Here is a 17,471-nt window from a genome sequence, read left to right as displayed (position 1 = left end):
CCGTTAGCCGTTAATAGCGGTGCGCAGTGCGTTTATGTCGCTGGAAATGCTCTGGTATACATACTGGAGCTGGTAGGCGTTGCGCACTGCCTCCATGCTCTGCTCGGTGACGTTCACGCCATTGTCATCCATGCGCACCACTTCTTCCGGCTCCATAACGTCCCAGCTTACGCTTTCAATAGCCTTGCGCATGGCAGGCTGGACGCCGCTGCCCTGGCGGTCCCGGTCGGCAGCCTCTATGGCCTGCTGGAAGGACTCTTCAAAGGTAACGGTTTTCACTTTATAATTAGGTGTTTCCGCATTGGATATATTATCCAGAATGGCCGCCTGTTTTGTCCACAGGAAGTCCATGGAACGCTCCATCATGCGCATACTGTTATTGGTCAGACTGATCACAACAGGCCCTCCTTGCTGTTTATGTGTTTTTTATTATAAACTAACAAAATTCATATAATTCTTTGGCGGTTTCGCCTGCCTTTTTTGACAACATAAATTATAGCATGAAGCTTTTCCAATTGCAAGAGCCAATATTTACTGCTGCCCCGCCCTCTGCTTTCGCGAAAAGCAGGCCCAACCCCTGCTATTTCCTGCCAAAACCGGGATGGGAACGGCGTTCTGCCTGCACGCGCTTTTGAATTTCTCTGTAAAATATCTAAAAATTTCATATTCACCCTTTGGATCTTTGGAGCATATTACAAGGACTTTCAGGCTGTTCGTACACAAAAAATACCGCGGTTCCCCGCGGCTTTTTTGTGCAGTTTTGAGAAGCTGTACCGATTGGTATGGCTTCTAAAGCTCCAGCCGGGTGAGGGTGTCTGTCTCCACATCCAGCTCGTACAGCGCTGTGCCATCCCTGGCATACAGGTATGTTCCCAGCACCACGTTGGTGTGGGCTGACTCGCTTTCCCCGTACACGCTGATTTCCAGGCAGGGAATCCCATCCACCGGGACGCTGGCCTGTTCGTGGTAGATTTCATATGTGGACAGGCTGTCCCCTTTCAGCCCTAAAACCTGGGGCGAAAGGTGCTTGAAGCTCTCTACGGTTTCCTCCACTGTCATCACTTCCAGCTCGCTTTGGGCAGACTCCAACTGGCTTAAAGCGCTTTCCGCCAGCGTGCCCAGGGAGGAAGTCCCTTCCCCGCCGCCGCAGGCCGCCAGGGTAAGCAGCAGCAGGCACCCTGCCAGCAGTGTGCAAATTCGTCTCAAATCCGATCCCCCCTTTCTGCCTGGGCTTTTGCAGGGCATCCCTGCTTTAGCCCTCCTGATACTGTATGACTACGTCATCCAGGGGCTTGAGCACCTGGGTGAACTGCCCGGCCTCCCCATTTACCAGCAGCTCCACTGGCTTTTCCAGATTGTCAAAATCCAGCCCGGCATATTGCAGCACGTCCATGAGGTAATACTCCCCGCCCTGGGGCTTGGGAGGCAGGCGGAGCATTCCGCCGTTCATCTGGATTTGCAACACCCCAGGGCTGCCGCCCCCGAACTCCATCTGCCCCGCCAGCTCTTCCCGCTTGGGCGGTTCCGCCGGAGGCAGGGGGCGCTCCCGCTTTTTCGGCAGGGCAGGCGATTCCTCCTCTTTGGGCAGAGCCGCTGGAACTGGGGATGCCAGGTTCTCCGCTGGCAGAACTGGCTTGCGGGCCGGGGGGGCCAAGTCCTCCGCTGGCAAAACTGGCTTGCGGACTGGGGCTGCTAAGTTCTCCGCTGACAGAACTGGCTTACGGGCCGGGGGCGCCGGGGTTTCTGCCGGCAAAACTGGCTTAGGCGCTGGGGCGGGAGGTTCTGGCGGAGCCTGCGGGACATCCTGCACAAGGGCTTCCACCACGTCCCCCTGGCGCAGGACATAGCCTGGGCCTTCCCCTTTGCCATTGACCATGGCTCCGGAAACGCCTCCGCCCAGAAGCTCCCCTAAAGTACAGGCCGCAGCGGCCCCTGCCACAGCCGGGGTGAACTCAATGCGATCCCCGGCCTGCACCACATCCGAGAGCGTGGCCTCTTCCCCGTTGCGGATCATCCGGGCAGGCGCGCCGGGGCCTCCCCGGAAGAACCTGCGCTCCCCGTTCAGCGTTACGGTAAGGTTGGCCCCGGTGCGGCCCATCATGTCGGCGTAATGGTAGCCGTTCATCAAAAGCACGTCCCGCAAGGTGAGCATCCCGCTTCGGAAAAGCTTTGCCGGGCCGCCGTTCAGGGTGATCATATAGCTGTCGTTTATCATGCCCAGGGCGGCGGATACCGCGATGCCCAGGGGCGTGGCAAACTCCGGGTCTTCCAGATCGTACTCCTCGGAATAGGCGCTGGCCTCAAAGTGCCTGCCTGCCAGGGCCACCCGGCCCTCGCTCATCTCCAGCTCCTCTGCCACCATCTGGGCCAGGCCCTGCAGCTTGCTGCCGCCTCCTGCCAGGAACACAGCCGAGGGGGTGCCCCCATTGATTTCCACTGCTTTCTGGGCGATCTCTTTGGCAAGCCGCTGGGCGGCGGGGCGGGCAAGCTCCCGCAGATCCTGGGGATCCGCCTCGTGCTTCATGCCCAGGATGTCGGAATAGGGCTGAGGCTCCTTGGCGCCTATGGCAAGCTTCAGGCGCTCGGCGGTTTTGAAGTCTACCAGAAGGCCCTTCATCAGGGCTTCCGTCACCTCATCCCCTGCCACGGTCGCCATGGTGTAGCCCACCACGCTGCCCTCCCGGCACACTGCCAGATCGGAGGTGCCCGCGCCGATGTCCGCCAGCACCAGGTTCAAAAGGCGGATGTCCTCCGGGATTGCCGCGTTCAGGGAGGCGATCGGCTCCAGTGTCAGGGAGGACACTTCCAACCCCAGCCGGGACACCACGGCATACAGGCTTTCCACCACCCCGCAGGGCAGGAAGGTTGCCACTACCTCTACCTCAAACTTCCGGCCCCGGTGGCCTAAAAGGTTTCCCAGGGGGTAGCCGTCCAGGGTGTACTGGCGGGCGGTGTATCCCACCATATAATACCTGTCCCCTGTCTCGTTCCGGGCAGCCAGCTCGCTTTCCGCCGCGGAAACAGCCCCAGCTTCCAACTGGCCCAGCAGATCCGCGTCGGCTATCCGCAGCTCTGGGAACTCCAGGCAGAACCCCGCCCCCTGGGAGCGCAAGGCTCGGCCCGCTGCCGCCACGCACACCCGTTTAAGCTGGGTTTGGGTTTTGGCTTCCAAGCGCCTGACCACAGCCTTCGCCACCTCTGCCACCTGCTGTATTTCTACAATCTGCCCGTCCAGCATGGCCCGCCGCCCATGTTCCTCTTTTTCAATGGCAGCCACATGGAAGCGGCCTTTTTCCTCCTGGCCCACAATGCCGATAATGCTGCGGGTGCCAATGTCCAGTGCAAAAATTTGTCCCGCGTCCTGCTTCCCCTGCATGGCTTTCACCTTCCTCGGTAACTTCTCCGGCCTTTTCGGCCCTTTTGTTTGGCAAAGCCGGGCAAGCCCCAGAAGGCCGTCCGGCTTTGCTTGCGTTCACGCTATAGTATGTTCCTTTTTAGGGCTTAATACTTGTCGTCATAATAGCTGCTGGAGCTGTAGGAGCTGCTGTCGGCGCTGCTGATTTCCCGGGGAGCGGGAGCAGGGGCGGACACGCTTTCACTGCCAGCATAGCTGCGCAGGGTGAATTTCGCCATTAACTGCTTCATGAGCTGGGCCTGGCTGGACAGCTCCTCGCTGGCAGCGGCGCTCTGCTCGCTGGTGGCGGAGTTGTTCTGCACAACAGCGGAGATCTGGTCGATGCCTTCGCGGATCTGCTCAATGGACTCAGCCTGCTGCTGGCTGGCGTCTGCCACGTCGCCCATCTTGGAAACGGCAGAGTTTACCAGCTCCACAGTCTTTTCCAGGGCCTCGGACACGTCTGCCACATAGGTGCTGCCCTTCTGGACGGCGGTGATGGCGTTTTCGATGCGGGCCTTGGTGGCCTTGGAAGCCTCGTCGGACTTGGAAGCAAGCTGCCGGACCTCGTCAGCCACAACCGCGAAGCCCTTGCCGGCGGAACCTGCCCGGGCAGCCTCCACGGCGGCGTTCAGGGCCAGGATGTTGGTCTGGAAAGCGATGTTGGAGATGGTGTCGATAATCTCCCGCACCTCTTCGGCCGCGGTCTTGATCTCCTCCATGGCGGTGACCATGCCGCGCATATGATCGTTGCACACAGTGATCTGGGAGTTGGCGTCGTTGGACATGGATCTGGAATCCCTGGCCAGGCCCACGCTCTCCTCAGCGCCCTGGGCAATTTCGGTAACAGTGGCGGACAGCTCTTCCACAGCGCTGGCCTGCTGGGTTGCGCCCTGGGCCAGGGCCTGGGCGCTGTTGCTGACCTGCTCGGCGCCGGAAGAAACCTGATCGGAGGAAGACTGGATCTGCTGCAGGGTGTTGCTCAGGCTCTTGTTAATGCCGCGCACTGAAGTGAGCACAGAGGACAGGGCGCCCACGTACATGTCTTCCGCCTGGGTGCGCACATCAAAGTTGCCTTCAGCCATTTCCTCCAGCAAGCGGCTTTCGTCACCGATAACAGAGGTAAGTACATGCTGGCTGGTGCGCAGGGCCTTGCACATATCGCCCAGCTCGTTTTCGCTTTCGTAGTTTACAGGGATATCCAGCTTGCCTTCGCTGAAGCCTACCAGCGCGGTGCGGACTTCCTCAACAGGCTTGGTGATGCCGCGGATAATGCTGATTTCCATCATGAACACGAAGACGGCGGAAATGACCAGCACAGCGATGATGATAATGATAGACCACATGACTACCATTTCCTGGCGGGCAAGGATTGAAGACTCCGCGTCGTTCAAGGCTGTGGTAACAGACTGGGAGGTTTCCGCTGTGGCGTTGATCAGGGGGGAGCACTCCTCCAGGATCATGCGGACGCCCTCTTCCTTATCGGTCTCCAAGGTTTCCATGATGCCGGGTACAGACTCGCCCCAGCTTGCCACGCTGTTCAGGTACTCATCCAGCTTGGTGGTGTCTTCCAGGGGATAGATCTCCTTGAGTTCCTTAAGCTCCTCAGACAGCGTTGTCAAAGCTTCGTTAATGCGGGTTTCCTTGGAAGCGTTGTCGCTGCCCTCCGGGGAGAGCGCGATGTCCCGCAGGTGGCGGGCGCCGATGTTTGTGTTCATACGGGCCTGGTAAATGAGGCTGCTGGCCCGGATGTTGCTGTCAATGATTTCCTGATACGTCCCGGTCTGCTGGTTCATAATGATCAATGTGGCGACGATAATCACCACAGATACCAGCAGCGTGACTCCCCACCCCAGTATCAGGCTCGCTTTGACCTTCATGTTCTTGAGCATGATAAAGTTCCTCCTTCAAATTTGTGTACTTGCATGTGCTTTGATTTTATATAAAATCGGGGCTGCTTTGGAAGGCGCGCCTTGTTTATGGAAACCCCGGCTGTGCCGCATCCCCGTATTTTCCCATCCCGCTTATACAATATCCCCGAACCGGCCCTTCTGCACGTCCCCTACCACCCGGCCGTCCACCAGGGTTACTACCCGCCTGCGCATGAAGTTTACAAACTGTTTAGCGTGGGTGGACATGATAACTGTGGTGCCCCGCCTGTTCAGCTCATTTAAGAGCATGAAGATGTCCCAAATGCTGTCGTCGTCCATTTTGTCTGTGATTTTATCCAGCAGCAGAATGGGGGGGCTGTTGAAGATGGCCTTGGCAAGCTCCACCCGTTTGCATTGGGAGATGGACATTTCCAAGGGGTAGCGGTATTCGCATCCCGCCATGCCCACCAGCCCCAGGGCCTTTTTCATCCGAGGCTCGTCAACCAGGCGGGTGCGCAGGCGCTCCATCTTTTTCATGGAGCACATGTTGTCATAGACTGTGGCGGAACGCACCAGGGCGGATTCCTGGGGCACCCTGCCGAAGATATAGGGCAGCTTTTTCTGCTGCCTGCGGTTCAGCTTATCCAAATTAAAATGATCCAGGTACACCACCCCGTCATCCGGCGGCAGATCCCCTGCTATCATGTCCAGCAGGGTGGTGCTGCCCGCCCCGCGGCTGCCCACGATAAACACGAACTCCCCCTGCTCCACAGTCAGGTTGACGTCCCGCAGGGTTTCAAACTTATGGCGGTGGCCCTTGAATATTTTTGAAGCGTGCTCCAAACGGATGGTTGGCATAATCTGTCTGCTCCTTCGCCCCCTTCCCTGTCCGGGGAGGAATGTCCCATTGCGCATCCGCGCTGCGCCGCTGGGCCTCCAGCCCAAACCTGGCGGGGGCTGCACATGCAGCCTGCCGCCGCAATATCTGCGGGATGGACATGCCCCTGCCGGGCAGGCCGCTTTACAAAAACAGCGGCCGTGTGTTATACTTTACCTCATAATACGGAAGAAACTGCTGCACTGGAGGGAACCGCATGAGGCCGAATCTGAAGAAAAAGCGTATATGGCCCTGGTTCCTGCTGGCCGCTTTGTGCGTGGCCGGCATGGAGCTGCTGTTCTGCTGGCATTTCGCTCCCGCTCAGTTTGACCGCATCACCCAGCCCATTGTGCGCCCGGTGGTGCAGGCGGCTGAATCGACCGGGGCATATTTCCACCAGCTTGCTGTAAGCCTGCGGACAAAAGCCCTGCTGCGCCAGTGCGCCGAGGCAAGCGCCGCGCCCTTCCCTCTGGAGTTTGCCTTGCCCCAGGTAGTGGAAGAACCCTTGGTGCCCCACCTGGAAAAGCCCGTTCCCGCGGATCCCGTTATTACCCAGTTTGACAAGAAGGATGAGCGGGAGATCCTTACCGGCGGCATAATCCCCTGTGTGTATTATAATCAACAAGAGGCCCCTTGGTCAAGTATGCCTTTTGGAAAAGATCCAATTGGGCCTTATGGCTGCGGCCCGGTGGCCATGTCCATGGTCATTTCCTCCATGACTTCCACCTCCATGGATCCAGGGCAGATGGCGGCCTGGGCTGCGGACAACGGCTATTGGGCGCCCCAGAGCGGCTCCCGCCACTCCCTTATCCCCGACGCCTCCCTGGCTTTCGGCCTGGGCTGCACCCGCCTGACGGAATGCACCCCTTCTATGATTATCAACACCCTGCTGCAGGGGGACATGATGGTGGCCCTGATGGGGCCTGGGCACTTTACCCAGAGCGGGCACTTCATCATCCTGCGGGGGGCCACCCTCTCCGGGGAGATCCTGGTGGCGGATCCCAACAGCAGGGAGAACAGCCTTGCTTCCTGGGATCCCCAGCTTCTGCTGGACGAAATCTCCGCAAGCGACGGCCGGGGCCTGTGGCTCTGGCAGATTTCCGCCCCGCCGCCCCAGCTTTAAGGGGAGGCAGCGCCCTGGAAAAACCGCCTTTCATGGTTTCTATCTGTTTTCAGCAAAGTATGCCGTCTGGATTTTTTTCCTGACGGCATTTTGCCTGCTTATTTACTTGCTTGTCCTGAACTTGCTGTAGAAAGAATGCCTGCCGTCTATGCGCAGGCTGATGCGCCTGTCCAGTTCCTGGGCGCGTTCCAGCAGCCTGCGGTTCTGGGCTATCTGGCCGCACAGGGCTGTCTCCCCTTCCTCTTCGGGGGGGCTGCCGGTTAAAAGCTGGTGGGCGCGGATGGCGTCCTCCTCCGGCAGCTTCAAAACCCCGCTGTGGATTTGGGCTTCCAGCTCTTTCAAGTCCTTTACCGGATCCTCCCGCATATGCAGGAGCATCTGCACAGACACTTCGTCCTTCCTGTCTACTGCCTGACCCAACTGCTGGGTCAGGTCGAAAAATTCCAGCAGCTTGATATACTGCTTTCTGGCTTGCAAAAGCAATTGCTTCAGGGTTGCTTCGTCCATACCGGATGCCAGGGCCGCAGAGGCCCTGCCCTCCCTTTCCTGTTAACTTTCCTGCTGCTGGGGCTGGGGCTGCGCCTGCTCGGCGCAGTTCTTATCCGCTGTGCGGAAGCTTTCCCGCAGCTCCAGTATCATGGGCTTTATCTCCTCCAGCACATCCTTGTTCCGCCCGATTTTCACCCGGCCCAACTGATAGCTGAAGTAATCATAGAGCCGGTGGAGATCCCCTGCGATGGGGTACTGCCTGTCAAGGGTGTCGTCCAGATACTGGATGATGTCCATGCCCTTATCTGCCGAAGCCTCCAGCAGCTCGAAATTCTCCTGCTTCAGGGCCAGCTCGCAACGTACCAGATGCTTTACCAGCTCGTCATACAGCAGCAGGAGCAGCTCGCCTTGGGTCATGGTGTTGACAGACTGTTCCTTATACTGCTGGAAACCGTTGTGTTCCATATAATCGCCACGCGATACAGGATTCGCACAAAAGGCCCTGAAAAAGCGGCGCTTTATGCCCGGTATCTTTCCTTTCTTCCGTATTCTTCACGCTGCCGCGCCGTTTTAAAAGGATTTTATCTTCCCTGTCCAGCCGGGCCGCATCAGCGGGAGTGTCCAGACAGCACGTTTTATGCCTCCGGCGGTTTAGGGGCTTTGCCCCTAAATACCCCGGAGCAACGCTAATGCAAAGCATTTGCGTTTGCCCACACTTTGAAAAGGTGGACGAAACTTTTATGTTTCTTCATTCTTTAAAAGACTCGCTTTGGACACTCCCCGTATCAGCCGCCCATCAGCCCCGCCAGCGCGGAGCTTTGGGAATTCATCTGGTTAATAAGCTGCTCCAGCCGGGTGAACTGGTTGGTGTAGTAGTCGATACGGTCGCTCATCTTATCCTTCCACTTTTCAATCTGGGTGTCCAGGTTGTCGATCTGGGTTTGCAGGAAGTTATTCTGCAAAGAATAGGAGGAAAGGGGCGTGCCCGCTTTCTGCACCAAGGAGCCGGGAGTGGCGATGGAGGTGCTGGCATACCTGTCTATGGTGGTTTTCAGGTTCTGCATCAGGCCGTTGGTAGAGGCGCCGTTTTCCGTAGTTTTGGTGAAAGCGTCCCGCACCCTGTCGGGGTTGGCTTCCAGGGCCTCCCGCAGCTTTGTCTCGTTAAGGCTGATGGTGGTCATGCCGTCCTCATAGGCGGTTTCAATGCCGATAGAGCGCAGGATGGCCCCGTCTACGCCGCTGCCCTGGATGTAGCCGGTAAGGCTCTGATACAGGCTTCTGAGATCTGAATCTCCAAAGAGGATGCCCTGCTTGGCCTTTTCCTCGTATTTTTTCAGTTCGCTCTCGCTGTATTCATCGGCTTCATCGCCTACCAAAGGCTCGTAATTGGCAAAGCCGCCGCTGGACTTCTTATAAGGCAGGGTGGAGTAAGCGCTGTGGATTTCCTTTGCCATCTCGTTATAATCGTTGACAAAGGACTTGATGGCGTCCACGATGGTGTCGGAATCCGTGGTGCTGGTGAAGGTGATAGGCTCGTTTTCGCCAGCTTCCTGCTCAAAGGTGCCCTTCAGGGTGACGCTGAGTCCGTCCAGGTCGATGACATTGGAGGAGCGGGTCATGGTCTTTTCGGTGCCGTTGATGTTGGCGGTAAAGACTGCGTCCTGCCCAGGGGTGTAAACAGCAAGGGGCTTTTTTGTGGTTTCAATTTTTATAGGAGGGAAATCATCCTCTTTGTCCTCCTCATAAGCATAACCTTTCATGTAAGTCAGCAATTCAAAATCCAGCTTATTTCCATCTCGGTCCACAATCTCAATTTCGCCTGAGTACGGATTTATAGAAGCGGTCTTCCCGTTAGCACCTTCATTGGAATTATTATATAAATCCACAATATCTTGCAACGTGGTATCTGCACTAAGTCCACAGTTCGGCATCAGAATGTGGTGAGTATCGAAGCTGAAATTAAGGCTGTCGTCATTAGTATACGAGATGCCCCAAGCCTCCCATAGATTCATATCGCCTGTATAAAGCTTCTCAGGTTCGGGGCTAAACAGCTTCTGGGCCAAGCCGTCGCCCATCTCAATTTTCTGGTTCGCGCCCATCTCCCGGGTGGTGAACACAAACTCGTTGGTGGACTTGGAGAAGTTCACCGTTACGCCTGCGTCCGCATTGCTGTTGATGCTGGTGAGGATGTGCTCGATGGTGGTATCCTTGTTAAACTTGCCCAGGGACTTGCCGTTGATGATAAGCTCCTGCTCGCCGTTATAGTTTACATTCCCGTCCTTGTCCGTCTGCTTGAACATTTCGTTCTCTTCGCCGAACAGGTCCCCCAGGGTCCAACTTGTGTTCAGGGTGTTGCCAATGCCGTTTTTGCCAAGGCCCAAAGCCCGGCCCGCAGAGGAATTGACGGTGAGGGTAAAGTTATTCATGTCATTGCCGCTGCCGTCCAGCTTTTTGACAGCCTGGATGTTCAGCTTGCCGCCGGAAACCTGGCCGCCGTCACCCAGCACCTCGTCCACGCCAATGCTGATTTTGTCTTTGCCGAAAGCTTTGTCTACTTCCTTTTGCAGCCTGTCGGCTATGTATTCCGTCTTCTTTTTGCTTTTCTCGCCTTCTGTCAGGCTTGTGTCTTCATCCAGTTCTTTAAAGCGGGCCTTAGCCTCGTAATCCCCCAGGAAACCGAAGCCGACGCTTTTGGTGGAGCCGTTGAGGGTGAAGCTGATGGAGCGCTCTTTCAGGTGATCCACCATGCTGACATCTTCTGCCCAGTCCTGTGGCTTGCTGGCGCCGAAAACCTTCACCCTGCCGGATGTATCCTCGCCGATTTGGCCCTTGCCGCCCAGCAGGTTGTCTATAATGCTGTCGCTGGCGCTGTCAATATAGAACTTGTTATCCTTGCCTTCCTTCTGCTGGAGGACAATGCGCCCGTCATCGTTGAGCTTGGCTTCCAGGTATTCGGAGGCTTTGCCGGCGCCGCCGCTGGTTTTGATGGTCTGCTCGGAAAGCTGTTTGTTGATATTGTCAACCAGATCCTGCTGGCTTTCAAAAATATCGTCTTCGCCGAAGCGGATGGTCAGGTTGTTGCTGCCGTATACCAGGTTCATGCTGCCCGCAATGGTGCTCTCCTTTACAGGCTGGGACCAGTCCATCATCTCCGCCCGGGAGGCCTTTTCGATGAGGGAATCGGCGCTCTTCGTATATTTGGCGGCCTGGGCCAACTGCTTGATGCTGCTGATCTGCACATCATTGGAGCTTTTGCCTGTGGCGGACACCTTGTCGGCATACTTGCCATTGGCCTTGGTGATGACCGCCCGGTTGAAGAAGCTGTTGCTGAACAGGTTTGTGCCCGAGGTGTAGGAGGTGTACTTCTGGGTGAGGCCAACCATCTTGCTGATGATGCTGCGGTAGGCGTCCTGCTTCCATTCGGTTTTTATCTGCTGCCTTTGCAGAGCATAGATTTTGTTCTTATACCCCGCGATACTGTTCTCGATCATGGCCTCCGTATCCATGCCGCTGGCCAGGCCGCTGATAACATTCCTGTTGCCATATATGCTGCTGGTGGAGCTGCTGCCAGTTAAACTGCTGATAGACGCCATTGATTCTCAACTCCTTTTATGATATAATAGCTTTGGAAGAAAGCGGCCTTTCAAATAAACGCGCCCAGCGGGCGGCAAATGTAAAAAAAGCCGCAGAGACACTTAACTCTTTCCCTATTTATATCGACAATACAAATAGAAAGATAAGGGCTTTCAGCAAATTTTGCTTTGACATAGAGGTTTTAATATTAAAGAAAGGAACGATACCGGGCGCAAAGGACGGCGTTTTCTTAGCTTTTGCGCGCATCCTGTATCGCATGGCGATTCCTATGGAGAAATTTATTACCGTAACCAACCAGAAGGGCGGCGTGGGCAAGACCACCACCTCCCTCTCCCTCATTAACGCCCTGCACATGCGGGGCCGCCGGGTGCTGGGGGTGGATCTTGACCCCCAGGGCAGCTTGGGCTTTTCCGCCGGGCTGGACATTGAAAACAGCACCACCGTATACGATGTGTTTAAGGGCACCGCCTCTGTGGAACAGGCCATTGTGCCCACGGATTTGGGGGATATCCTGCCTTCCAACATCCTGCTCTCCACTGCCGAGCTGGAATTCAATTCCCCGGGGCGGGAGTATATGCTGAAAAACGAGCTGCAAAAAATTGCCCACCTCTATGACCACATTATTATCGACACGCCCCCGGCCCTGAATGTCCTCACCGTAAATGCCTATGTGGCTTCCGACGCCCTTATTATCCCGATGGCCCCGGAAATTTTAAGCCTTTTGGGCATCTCCCAGATTCTGGATACCATCAACACGGTGCGCAAATACTATAACCCGAACCTGCGGGTGCTGGGCATCCTGCTGAACAAGTATAACATGCGCCTGACCCTGAACCGGGAGGTGCTGGAGCTTTCCGCGGAAATTGCCCGCCGCCTGGACACCAAGGTGTTTGAGACGAAAATCCGCACCAGCGTCACTGTGGCGGAGGCCCCGGCCCATGGCGAAAGCGTTTTAAGCTATGCGCCCAACTCCAACCCCGCCTTGGACTTCCAGAACCTGCTGGACGAGCTGATGGGCAACCCCCGACCCTGGCCCCCCCGGCGGTGAGCCGCCGGCGCCGGACGGCCCCGCTGGAGGGCAGGCATACCATATATTATATGAAATGTAATCATAGGGGAATCTTTTCCCATTTCATGATCCGCCATTTTTGAAAGAAAGGAACGTGACACCATGCCAAAAGCTACCGGAAAATCTGGAAGGGGCGGCAAAAGCAGCAAAACCGCCCATGTGCTCAACCTGCTCACCGAAACAGACCACACCCAGGAGGAAGGGGCTGCCGGACGCACCCCTCCTGCCGCGCCTCCCGCCCCCCCCCAGCTTGCAGACAATGAAACTGTCGCCGCCACCATCCGGGACGCACTGGAGGAGGATTTAGCCGCCGAGCTGGGGGAAGCCCCTGCGGAAGCCCTGCCCGAGGAGGATTTTATCCCCATGCAGGACTTTGCCCCTGCGGTAGAACCGGAAGCCACGGTAGACGCCACGCCCCTGGAGGAGGCCCCCGCCCCCGCCCCCGAGCCGGAGCCTCAGCCCGAGCCTGTTCCGGAGCCAGAACCGGAACCGGAGCCTGTTTTAGAGCAGGCCCAGGAACCCGCCCCCATGCCTGCGCCAGAGCCGGAGCCGGAACCAGTTGCAGAGATGGAGCCGGAACCCGCGCCGGAGCCTGAAGCTGTCCCGGAGCCGGAACCCGCGCCGGCGGCGGAAGCGAAAGAAGAAGTGCCGGAGGAGGATCGGCCTATTACCTGCCTGAACGTTATGCAGGAGCTGGTGGAGGAAAAGGTTGACAAATACATGAAAATGTTCGGCCTGTGTACCTGCCCCCGCTGCCGGGTGGACGTGGTGGCCCTCACCCTCACCAGCCTTCCCGCAAAATATGTGGTGGTGCGGGAAAACGAGGCCACCCCCATGCTGACTGTGTATGAAGGGCGCTATAACACCGCCGTCATCGCCCAGATCATGTGGGCGTGCAAAAAGGTGCTGGATAATCCCAGGCACTAAATACTTTTATGCCGCAAAAAACCGCAGGCCTAAACGGCCTGCGGTTTTTATATGCCCTGCTGAAACGGGCTTCGTTTTATGTTCTGTTGGTATAAATATATGTTTCGTAATTTTTCAGGCGGTCATATAAGACGCTCTCCCGGTGCAGGCCCGGCACATCCAGCAGATGGTGGTGTACGGGATGGTGGTAAATGATATAGATTTCCCGGGGGGAATCCTCCAGGGTTTGCAGGATTTTTTCAAGAACCTGCGACAGCACCGCGCTGGAGAAGGGATTGAACAGGAAAAACACATTGAATTCCCCATAGCGCTCAAAGGTTACCGCATTGCCCTGGATGCACTCCACCCGTTCCAGACCCAGCTTTTTCATATTGCGCCGGGCGATTTCCGTCAGCTCCCCGTCCAGCTCAATGCCTGCCACCCGGCGGAACGGCACTTTGCTTGCCTCCCGCAAAACCGCGCCTTTGCCGCAGCCGATATCTAAAAAACTGCTTTCGGCATAAGGGACGCGCAGGCTTTGCAGTATCAGCGCCATATGCTTCTCCGGGGTTTTGCAGTAGCCGTTGTATTCCCTGGAGTTTTGAATTTCCTCGCTGGCGGCGGGCAGGGTGAAATCCAGCCCCCGCATTTTTTCCACCGCAAACTGGCACAAAAACTTTCCATACCGCTTGCACTTTACCAATAAATCCCGCAAACAAAATCACCTTCCGCTTTACTGAAATATGGCCCGCACTGCCTGCGGCGACAAAACCGCAAGGGGGAGTACAGGTTAAACTGGTACAGAGTATAGCATAAAACTCTGAAAAATACAAGTATAACCTGTATCCTTTTGGTGAGGTGATCCCATGCAGAATCGTATCCGGCAATTGCGGGAAGAGCTGCGCATGACCCAGGTGAGGCTGAGCATTGAACTGGAGGTATCCCAGGAAACTGTGAGCGCCTATGAAAACCAGAAGCATTATCCCAGCTTTTTGCAGCTTTCCAGAATGTCCACCCTGTTTAATGCCAGCATTGACTATATTATGGGCCTGTCGGACGTGCGCAATCCCACCCAGGCCTGCGAGGACAGCAGCATGTCCCAGTTAATCGCCCGGCTCTCCAAGCTGACGAAAAGACAGGTTGAACTTGTATCCGCCTATATGCAGGGGCTGCTGGACATGGCCCGGGAGCAGGAACTTTAGAAGCTGTACCAATAGGCTCCTGCACCAATCCTATCGGTACAGCTTCTTAAACGAGGCCTTTTCAACTTTTCTATAGGCAAAGGCTTGACAAAACAGCGGCGGGTGGGTATAATAGCGTCAGTTTTGAATAGTTGGGAGTGAAAGAATGTTAGTATAAGGCCATGAAAAAGGTGATAAAACGTCTGGGAGGAAGGCATTGCTTTCCCCGGGCCTGTTTTTGTTGCCGGCTGGGTCTTATACGCATTCTTTTTTGACTGTGAAAGGGAGAAACCCTGTCTGGGGGCGTCTCTGTCTTTTTGCGTATGCGGCCTGTTTCCGGCAATGCTGGAGACGGGCCTTTTTGTGCGAAAAAAGGAGGGACTGCCCTATGCTGCAAATACAAAACCTGAAAATAACCATGAAAAAAGATCTGCGCACCCTGGTGGAGGGCCTGACCTTTACCCTGCGGCCTGGAGACAAGGTGGCTGTGGTGGGCGAGGAAGGGAACGGGAAATCCACCCTGCTGAAGCTTCTCTATGACGAAAGCCTGGCGGAGGGCTATGCCCAATGGGAAGGGCGCATTCAGAAGGACGGGATGCTGATGGGATACCTCAGCCAGGAGCTGCCGGAGGCGGACAAGGGGAAAACCATCTATGAAAAGTGCCTGGAAAGCGGGGGCTTTTCAGAGGCAAGCCCCAAAGAGCTGGCCTCCCTGGGGGCAAAGCTGGGGATCCCGGCGGAAACCTTTTACAGCGATCAGCTTATGGGCACCCTTTCCGGCGGGGAGAAGGTGAAGCTGCGCATGGCCCTGCTCTCCCTGGAAAGGCCGGACTGCTACCTGCTGGATGAGCCTTCCAATGATTTGGATCTGGACACCCTGCGCTGGCTGGAGGAATTTATCCGGGACTGCCCCCAGCCGGTGGTGTATATTTCCCACGACGAAACCCTGCTGGAGGCCACAGCCAACGTGGTGCTCCACATGGAGCAGCTTCGGCGCAAAACCCTGCCCCGGCATACTGTGGCCCGCATGGGGTATGCCCAGTATGTAAGCGAGCGGCTTCACTGCTTCCAGAAGCAGGAGCAGCTTGCCAGGAAGGAACGGCAGGAGGAGAAAAAGCAGCAGGAGCGTTTCCGCCAGCTTTACCAGAAGGTGGAGCACCAACAGAACGCCGTTTCCCGGCAGGATCCCCATAGCGGGCGGCTGCTGAAAAAGAAGATGAAAGCCGTAAAATCCCTGGAAAAGCGTTATGAGCGGGAGAGGGAGGACATGACCGAGCTGCCCGACACAGAGGAGGCCATTCTGGCGGGCTTTGGAGAGGACATCAGCCTGCCTGCCGGGAAAACCGTCCTGGACTTCTCCCTGCCCCGGCTGGAGGCCGGGGGCCGGGTGCTGGCGGAAAACCTGCGCCTGTTTGTCCGGGGGCCGGAGCACATCTGCATTATCGGGAAAAACGGCGCCGGGAAAACCACCCTGCTGCGGGAAATCGCCCGGGAACTGCTGGGGCGGGAGGACATAAAGGCTGCCTACATGCCCCAGGACTATAATGAACTGCTGAACCCAGCCCAGACCCCGGTGGAGTTTCTGGCAAAAACCGGGGAAAAGGAAGAGCACACCCGGATTAAAACCTATCTGGGCAGCATGAAATATACCCCGGAGGAATTCGCGCATCCGGTGGGCGAGCTTTCCGGGGGGCAGAGGGCCAAGCTTTTCTTCCTCAAGATGATCCTGGACGGGGCAAACGTGCTGGTGCTGGATGAGCCTACCCGGAATTTCAGCCCCCTTTCCGGCCCGGTGATCCGGGGCCTGCTGGGGGATTTTCCCGGGGCTGTTATCAGCATTTCCCACGACAGGAAGTATATCCGGGAATCCTGCGGGCGGGTTTTGGAGCTGGCAGGGCAGGGGCTTTCGGAATATGGCAGGGAAAGCCTGTAGCGCCGGGAAGCTGTGGAGGCAGAAAAGGGATCGCGCTGCTGTGCGCGATCCCTTTTCTATATTATTAGTTATTTAGTTATATAGTAAACGCGCTTTTGAACCGCGTTACCTATATTCCTTTACTCCTCCTGGCTGTAGGAGAGGATATCCCCCGGCTGGCAGTCCAGCGCCTCGCACAGGGCTGCCAGGGTGGAGAACCGCAGGGCGGTGACGTGGTTGTTCTTGATTTTCGACAGGTTTACGTTGGTGATGCCCACCTGCTCTGCCAACTGGTTCAGCGACACCTTTCGCTCTGCCATCAGTCTGTCCAGGCTCAGCACGATTTTCCCCATACGCCCTCCTTTACACCAGGCCGTCCACGTCCTGCTGCATCCTGGCCCCCGCTGCAAAGCACTCTGACAGGCACAGCATGAGGATGCCTGTGATGAGATCGCTGGCCCCCGCGCTGACCTCCGCGTTTTCCGGCCCCAGCACCAGGACGGCTATGCCGCAAAGCGCTATCTGCACCACTGTGATCCCTATAAAGAACAGGCCGATTTCCCGCAGCATCCGCACATTGTCCTTCTGGAAGGGCGTGGCCCCTTTTGAAAACTTGGTCTGCCCCTGGGAGGTGCGCAAAATGAGGTTTACATTGCGGAACACCATAGACATCAGGCCTAATGACAGGGCCGCTTCGATAAAGAACACAGGCAGCGCGCCGGGCAACAGTTTCCCCTGGCTGTCGGCAATGATAATGGAGAAGCCCCGGGAGGAAAGCTCCTCCAAAGGCCCAAGCCGGCCCGGCAGCGCGGGGTCCACCAGCACCAGCACCAGCATTACCACTACGCATATCATGGCGGCAAAGTAGGCGATTTCCAATATCTTGGAAAGGATGGCGGCGATTTTCGTAACCCTTTTTTCATGTGTGTCAAAGAATGTCATACAGGGCACCTCCCAAATGGATTATGCCACTAGTATACCAATGTCATTAAGTTAAAGGTATAAAAGAGCAAAATAAGAAAAAAGCATAAAAAAGGCTTGACAAATGGGAAAAA

The 17,471-nt window shown here is 56.5% G+C and carries 16 protein-coding genes; 5 read left to right on the top strand and 11 right to left on the bottom strand.

Annotated features, from left to right (window positions below):
* Positions 1–3 precede the first annotated feature (3 nt).
* The 5 genes from D1841_RS11655 to D1841_RS11635 all read right to left on the bottom strand — a co-directional run bounded on the left by D1841_RS11655 (position 4) and on the right by D1841_RS11635 (position 6,123).
* Positions 4–396 carry a flagellar basal body rod protein FlgB gene (locus D1841_RS11655; protein ID WP_160642405.1) on the bottom strand — a complete coding sequence of 131 codons (393 nt, stop codon included), beginning with the start codon at positions 394–396 and terminating at the stop codon, positions 4–6.
* Between the two features lie 393 nt (positions 397–789).
* Positions 790–1,206 carry a hypothetical protein gene (locus D1841_RS11650; RefSeq protein ID WP_160642403.1) on the bottom strand — a complete coding sequence of 139 codons (417 nt, stop codon included), beginning with the start codon at positions 1,204–1,206 and terminating at the stop codon, positions 790–792.
* A 46-nt stretch (positions 1,207–1,252) separates the two neighbouring features.
* Positions 1,253–3,376 (bottom strand): cell division FtsA domain-containing protein, encoded by a 2,124-nt coding sequence (locus D1841_RS11645; protein WP_160642402.1) that lies wholly within the window; start codon positions 3,374–3,376, stop codon positions 1,253–1,255.
* A gap of 125 nt (positions 3,377–3,501) precedes the next feature.
* Positions 3,502–5,286, bottom strand: coding sequence for a methyl-accepting chemotaxis protein (locus D1841_RS11640; protein ID WP_160642401.1), 1,785 nt, complete (start codon positions 5,284–5,286; stop codon positions 3,502–3,504).
* 132 nt (positions 5,287–5,418) lie between these two features.
* Positions 5,419–6,123 (bottom strand): cell division ATP-binding protein FtsE, encoded by a 705-nt coding sequence (locus D1841_RS11635; protein ID WP_160642400.1) that lies wholly within the window; start codon positions 6,121–6,123, stop codon positions 5,419–5,421.
* A gap of 236 nt (positions 6,124–6,359) precedes the next feature.
* Between D1841_RS11635 and D1841_RS11630 the strand changes: the two genes are divergently transcribed.
* A complete protein-coding gene (locus D1841_RS11630) occupies positions 6,360–7,265 on the top strand; it encodes a C39 family peptidase (protein ID WP_160642399.1) in 906 nt (301 codons plus the stop codon).
* Positions 7,266–7,367: 102 nt separating this feature from the next.
* Here D1841_RS11630 and D1841_RS11625 read toward each other — a convergent pair whose 3' ends face one another.
* From D1841_RS11625 to fliD, 3 genes are all read right to left on the bottom strand, one after another.
* On the bottom strand, positions 7,368–7,772 hold the full coding sequence (locus tag D1841_RS11625; RefSeq protein ID WP_160642398.1) for a hypothetical protein: 405 nt from the start codon (positions 7,770–7,772) through the stop codon (positions 7,368–7,370).
* A gap of 42 nt (positions 7,773–7,814) precedes the next feature.
* Positions 7,815–8,219: a flagellar export chaperone FliS gene (gene fliS, locus D1841_RS11620; protein WP_160642397.1), complete on the bottom strand. Its 405-nt coding sequence runs from the start codon at positions 8,217–8,219 to the stop codon at positions 7,815–7,817.
* A 320-nt stretch (positions 8,220–8,539) separates the two neighbouring features.
* Positions 8,540–11,347: a flagellar filament capping protein FliD gene (gene fliD / locus D1841_RS11615; RefSeq protein ID WP_160642396.1), complete on the bottom strand. Its 2,808-nt coding sequence runs from the start codon at positions 11,345–11,347 to the stop codon at positions 8,540–8,542.
* Positions 11,348–11,616: 269 nt separating this feature from the next.
* Between fliD and D1841_RS11610 the strand changes: the two genes are divergently transcribed.
* Both D1841_RS11610 and D1841_RS19620 read left to right on the top strand, forming a co-directional pair.
* Positions 11,617–12,396, top strand: coding sequence for a ParA family protein (locus D1841_RS11610; protein ID WP_160642395.1), 780 nt, complete (start codon positions 11,617–11,619; stop codon positions 12,394–12,396).
* A gap of 123 nt (positions 12,397–12,519) precedes the next feature.
* Positions 12,520–13,344 (top strand): late competence development ComFB family protein, encoded by an 825-nt coding sequence (locus D1841_RS19620; protein ID WP_160642394.1) that lies wholly within the window; start codon positions 12,520–12,522, stop codon positions 13,342–13,344.
* Positions 13,345–13,420: 76 nt separating this feature from the next.
* Here the strand turns inward: D1841_RS19620 and D1841_RS11600 are convergent, their stop codons facing one another.
* Positions 13,421–14,038 carry a methyltransferase domain-containing protein gene (locus tag D1841_RS11600; protein WP_160642393.1) on the bottom strand — a complete coding sequence of 206 codons (618 nt, stop codon included), beginning with the start codon at positions 14,036–14,038 and terminating at the stop codon, positions 13,421–13,423.
* Positions 14,039–14,189: 151 nt separating this feature from the next.
* Here D1841_RS11600 and D1841_RS11595 point away from each other — a divergent pair, with 151 nt between their 5' ends.
* Together D1841_RS11595 and D1841_RS11590 are read left to right on the top strand one after the other, a co-directional pair.
* Positions 14,190–14,525, top strand: coding sequence for a helix-turn-helix transcriptional regulator (locus D1841_RS11595; protein WP_160642392.1), 336 nt, complete (start codon positions 14,190–14,192; stop codon positions 14,523–14,525).
* 367 nt (positions 14,526–14,892) lie between these two features.
* The gene (locus tag D1841_RS11590) at positions 14,893–16,437 is read left to right on the top strand and encodes an ATP-binding cassette domain-containing protein (protein WP_160642391.1); all 1,545 of its coding nucleotides are present in this window, start codon (positions 14,893–14,895) and stop codon (positions 16,435–16,437) included.
* Between the two features lie 119 nt (positions 16,438–16,556).
* On the opposite strand, the gene D1841_RS11585 is transcribed toward D1841_RS11590, so the two are convergent.
* Both D1841_RS11585 and D1841_RS11580 read right to left on the bottom strand, forming a co-directional pair.
* On the bottom strand, positions 16,557–16,769 hold the full coding sequence (locus D1841_RS11585; protein WP_160642390.1) for a helix-turn-helix transcriptional regulator: 213 nt from the start codon (positions 16,767–16,769) through the stop codon (positions 16,557–16,559).
* A 10-nt stretch (positions 16,770–16,779) separates the two neighbouring features.
* Positions 16,780–17,358 (bottom strand): hypothetical protein, encoded by a 579-nt coding sequence (locus D1841_RS11580; protein ID WP_160642389.1) that lies wholly within the window; start codon positions 17,356–17,358, stop codon positions 16,780–16,782.
* Positions 17,359–17,471 lie beyond the last annotated feature (113 nt).

Source organism: Neglectibacter sp. X4, from assembly GCF_009917365.1.
GTDB lineage: Bacteria > Bacillota > Clostridia > Oscillospirales > Acutalibacteraceae > Acutalibacter.
This window is presented reverse-complemented; position numbering and strand designations above follow the sequence as displayed.

Bases quoted from the DNA above. Each gene is read 5' to 3' on its own strand.
- D1841_RS11645 (WP_160642402.1), bottom strand. From the start codon at position 3,376: ATGCAGGGGAAGCAGGACGCGGGACAAATTTTTGCACTGGACATTGGC.
- D1841_RS11640 (WP_160642401.1), bottom strand. From the start codon at position 5,286: ATGCTCAAGAACATGAAGGTCAAAGCGAGCCTGATACTGGGGTGGGGA.
- D1841_RS11635 (WP_160642400.1), bottom strand. From the start codon at position 6,123: ATGCCAACCATCCGTTTGGAGCACGCTTCAAAAATATTCAAGGGCCAC.
- D1841_RS11630 (WP_160642399.1), top strand. From the start codon at position 6,360: ATGAGGCCGAATCTGAAGAAAAAGCGTATATGGCCCTGGTTCCTGCTG.
- D1841_RS11625 (WP_160642398.1), bottom strand. From the start codon at position 7,772: ATGGACGAAGCAACCCTGAAGCAATTGCTTTTGCAAGCCAGAAAGCAG.
- fliS (WP_160642397.1), bottom strand. From the start codon at position 8,219: ATGGAACACAACGGTTTCCAGCAGTATAAGGAACAGTCTGTCAACACC.
- fliD (WP_160642396.1), bottom strand. From the start codon at position 11,347: ATGGCGTCTATCAGCAGTTTAACTGGCAGCAGCTCCACCAGCAGCATA.
- D1841_RS11610 (WP_160642395.1), top strand. From the start codon at position 11,617: ATGGAGAAATTTATTACCGTAACCAACCAGAAGGGCGGCGTGGGCAAG.
- D1841_RS19620 (WP_160642394.1), top strand. From the start codon at position 12,520: ATGCCAAAAGCTACCGGAAAATCTGGAAGGGGCGGCAAAAGCAGCAAA.
- D1841_RS11595 (WP_160642392.1), top strand. From the start codon at position 14,190: ATGCAGAATCGTATCCGGCAATTGCGGGAAGAGCTGCGCATGACCCAG.
- D1841_RS11590 (WP_160642391.1), top strand. From the start codon at position 14,893: ATGCTGCAAATACAAAACCTGAAAATAACCATGAAAAAAGATCTGCGC.
- D1841_RS11585 (WP_160642390.1), bottom strand. From the start codon at position 16,769: ATGGGGAAAATCGTGCTGAGCCTGGACAGACTGATGGCAGAGCGAAAG.
- D1841_RS11580 (WP_160642389.1), bottom strand. From the start codon at position 17,358: ATGACATTCTTTGACACACATGAAAAAAGGGTTACGAAAATCGCCGCC.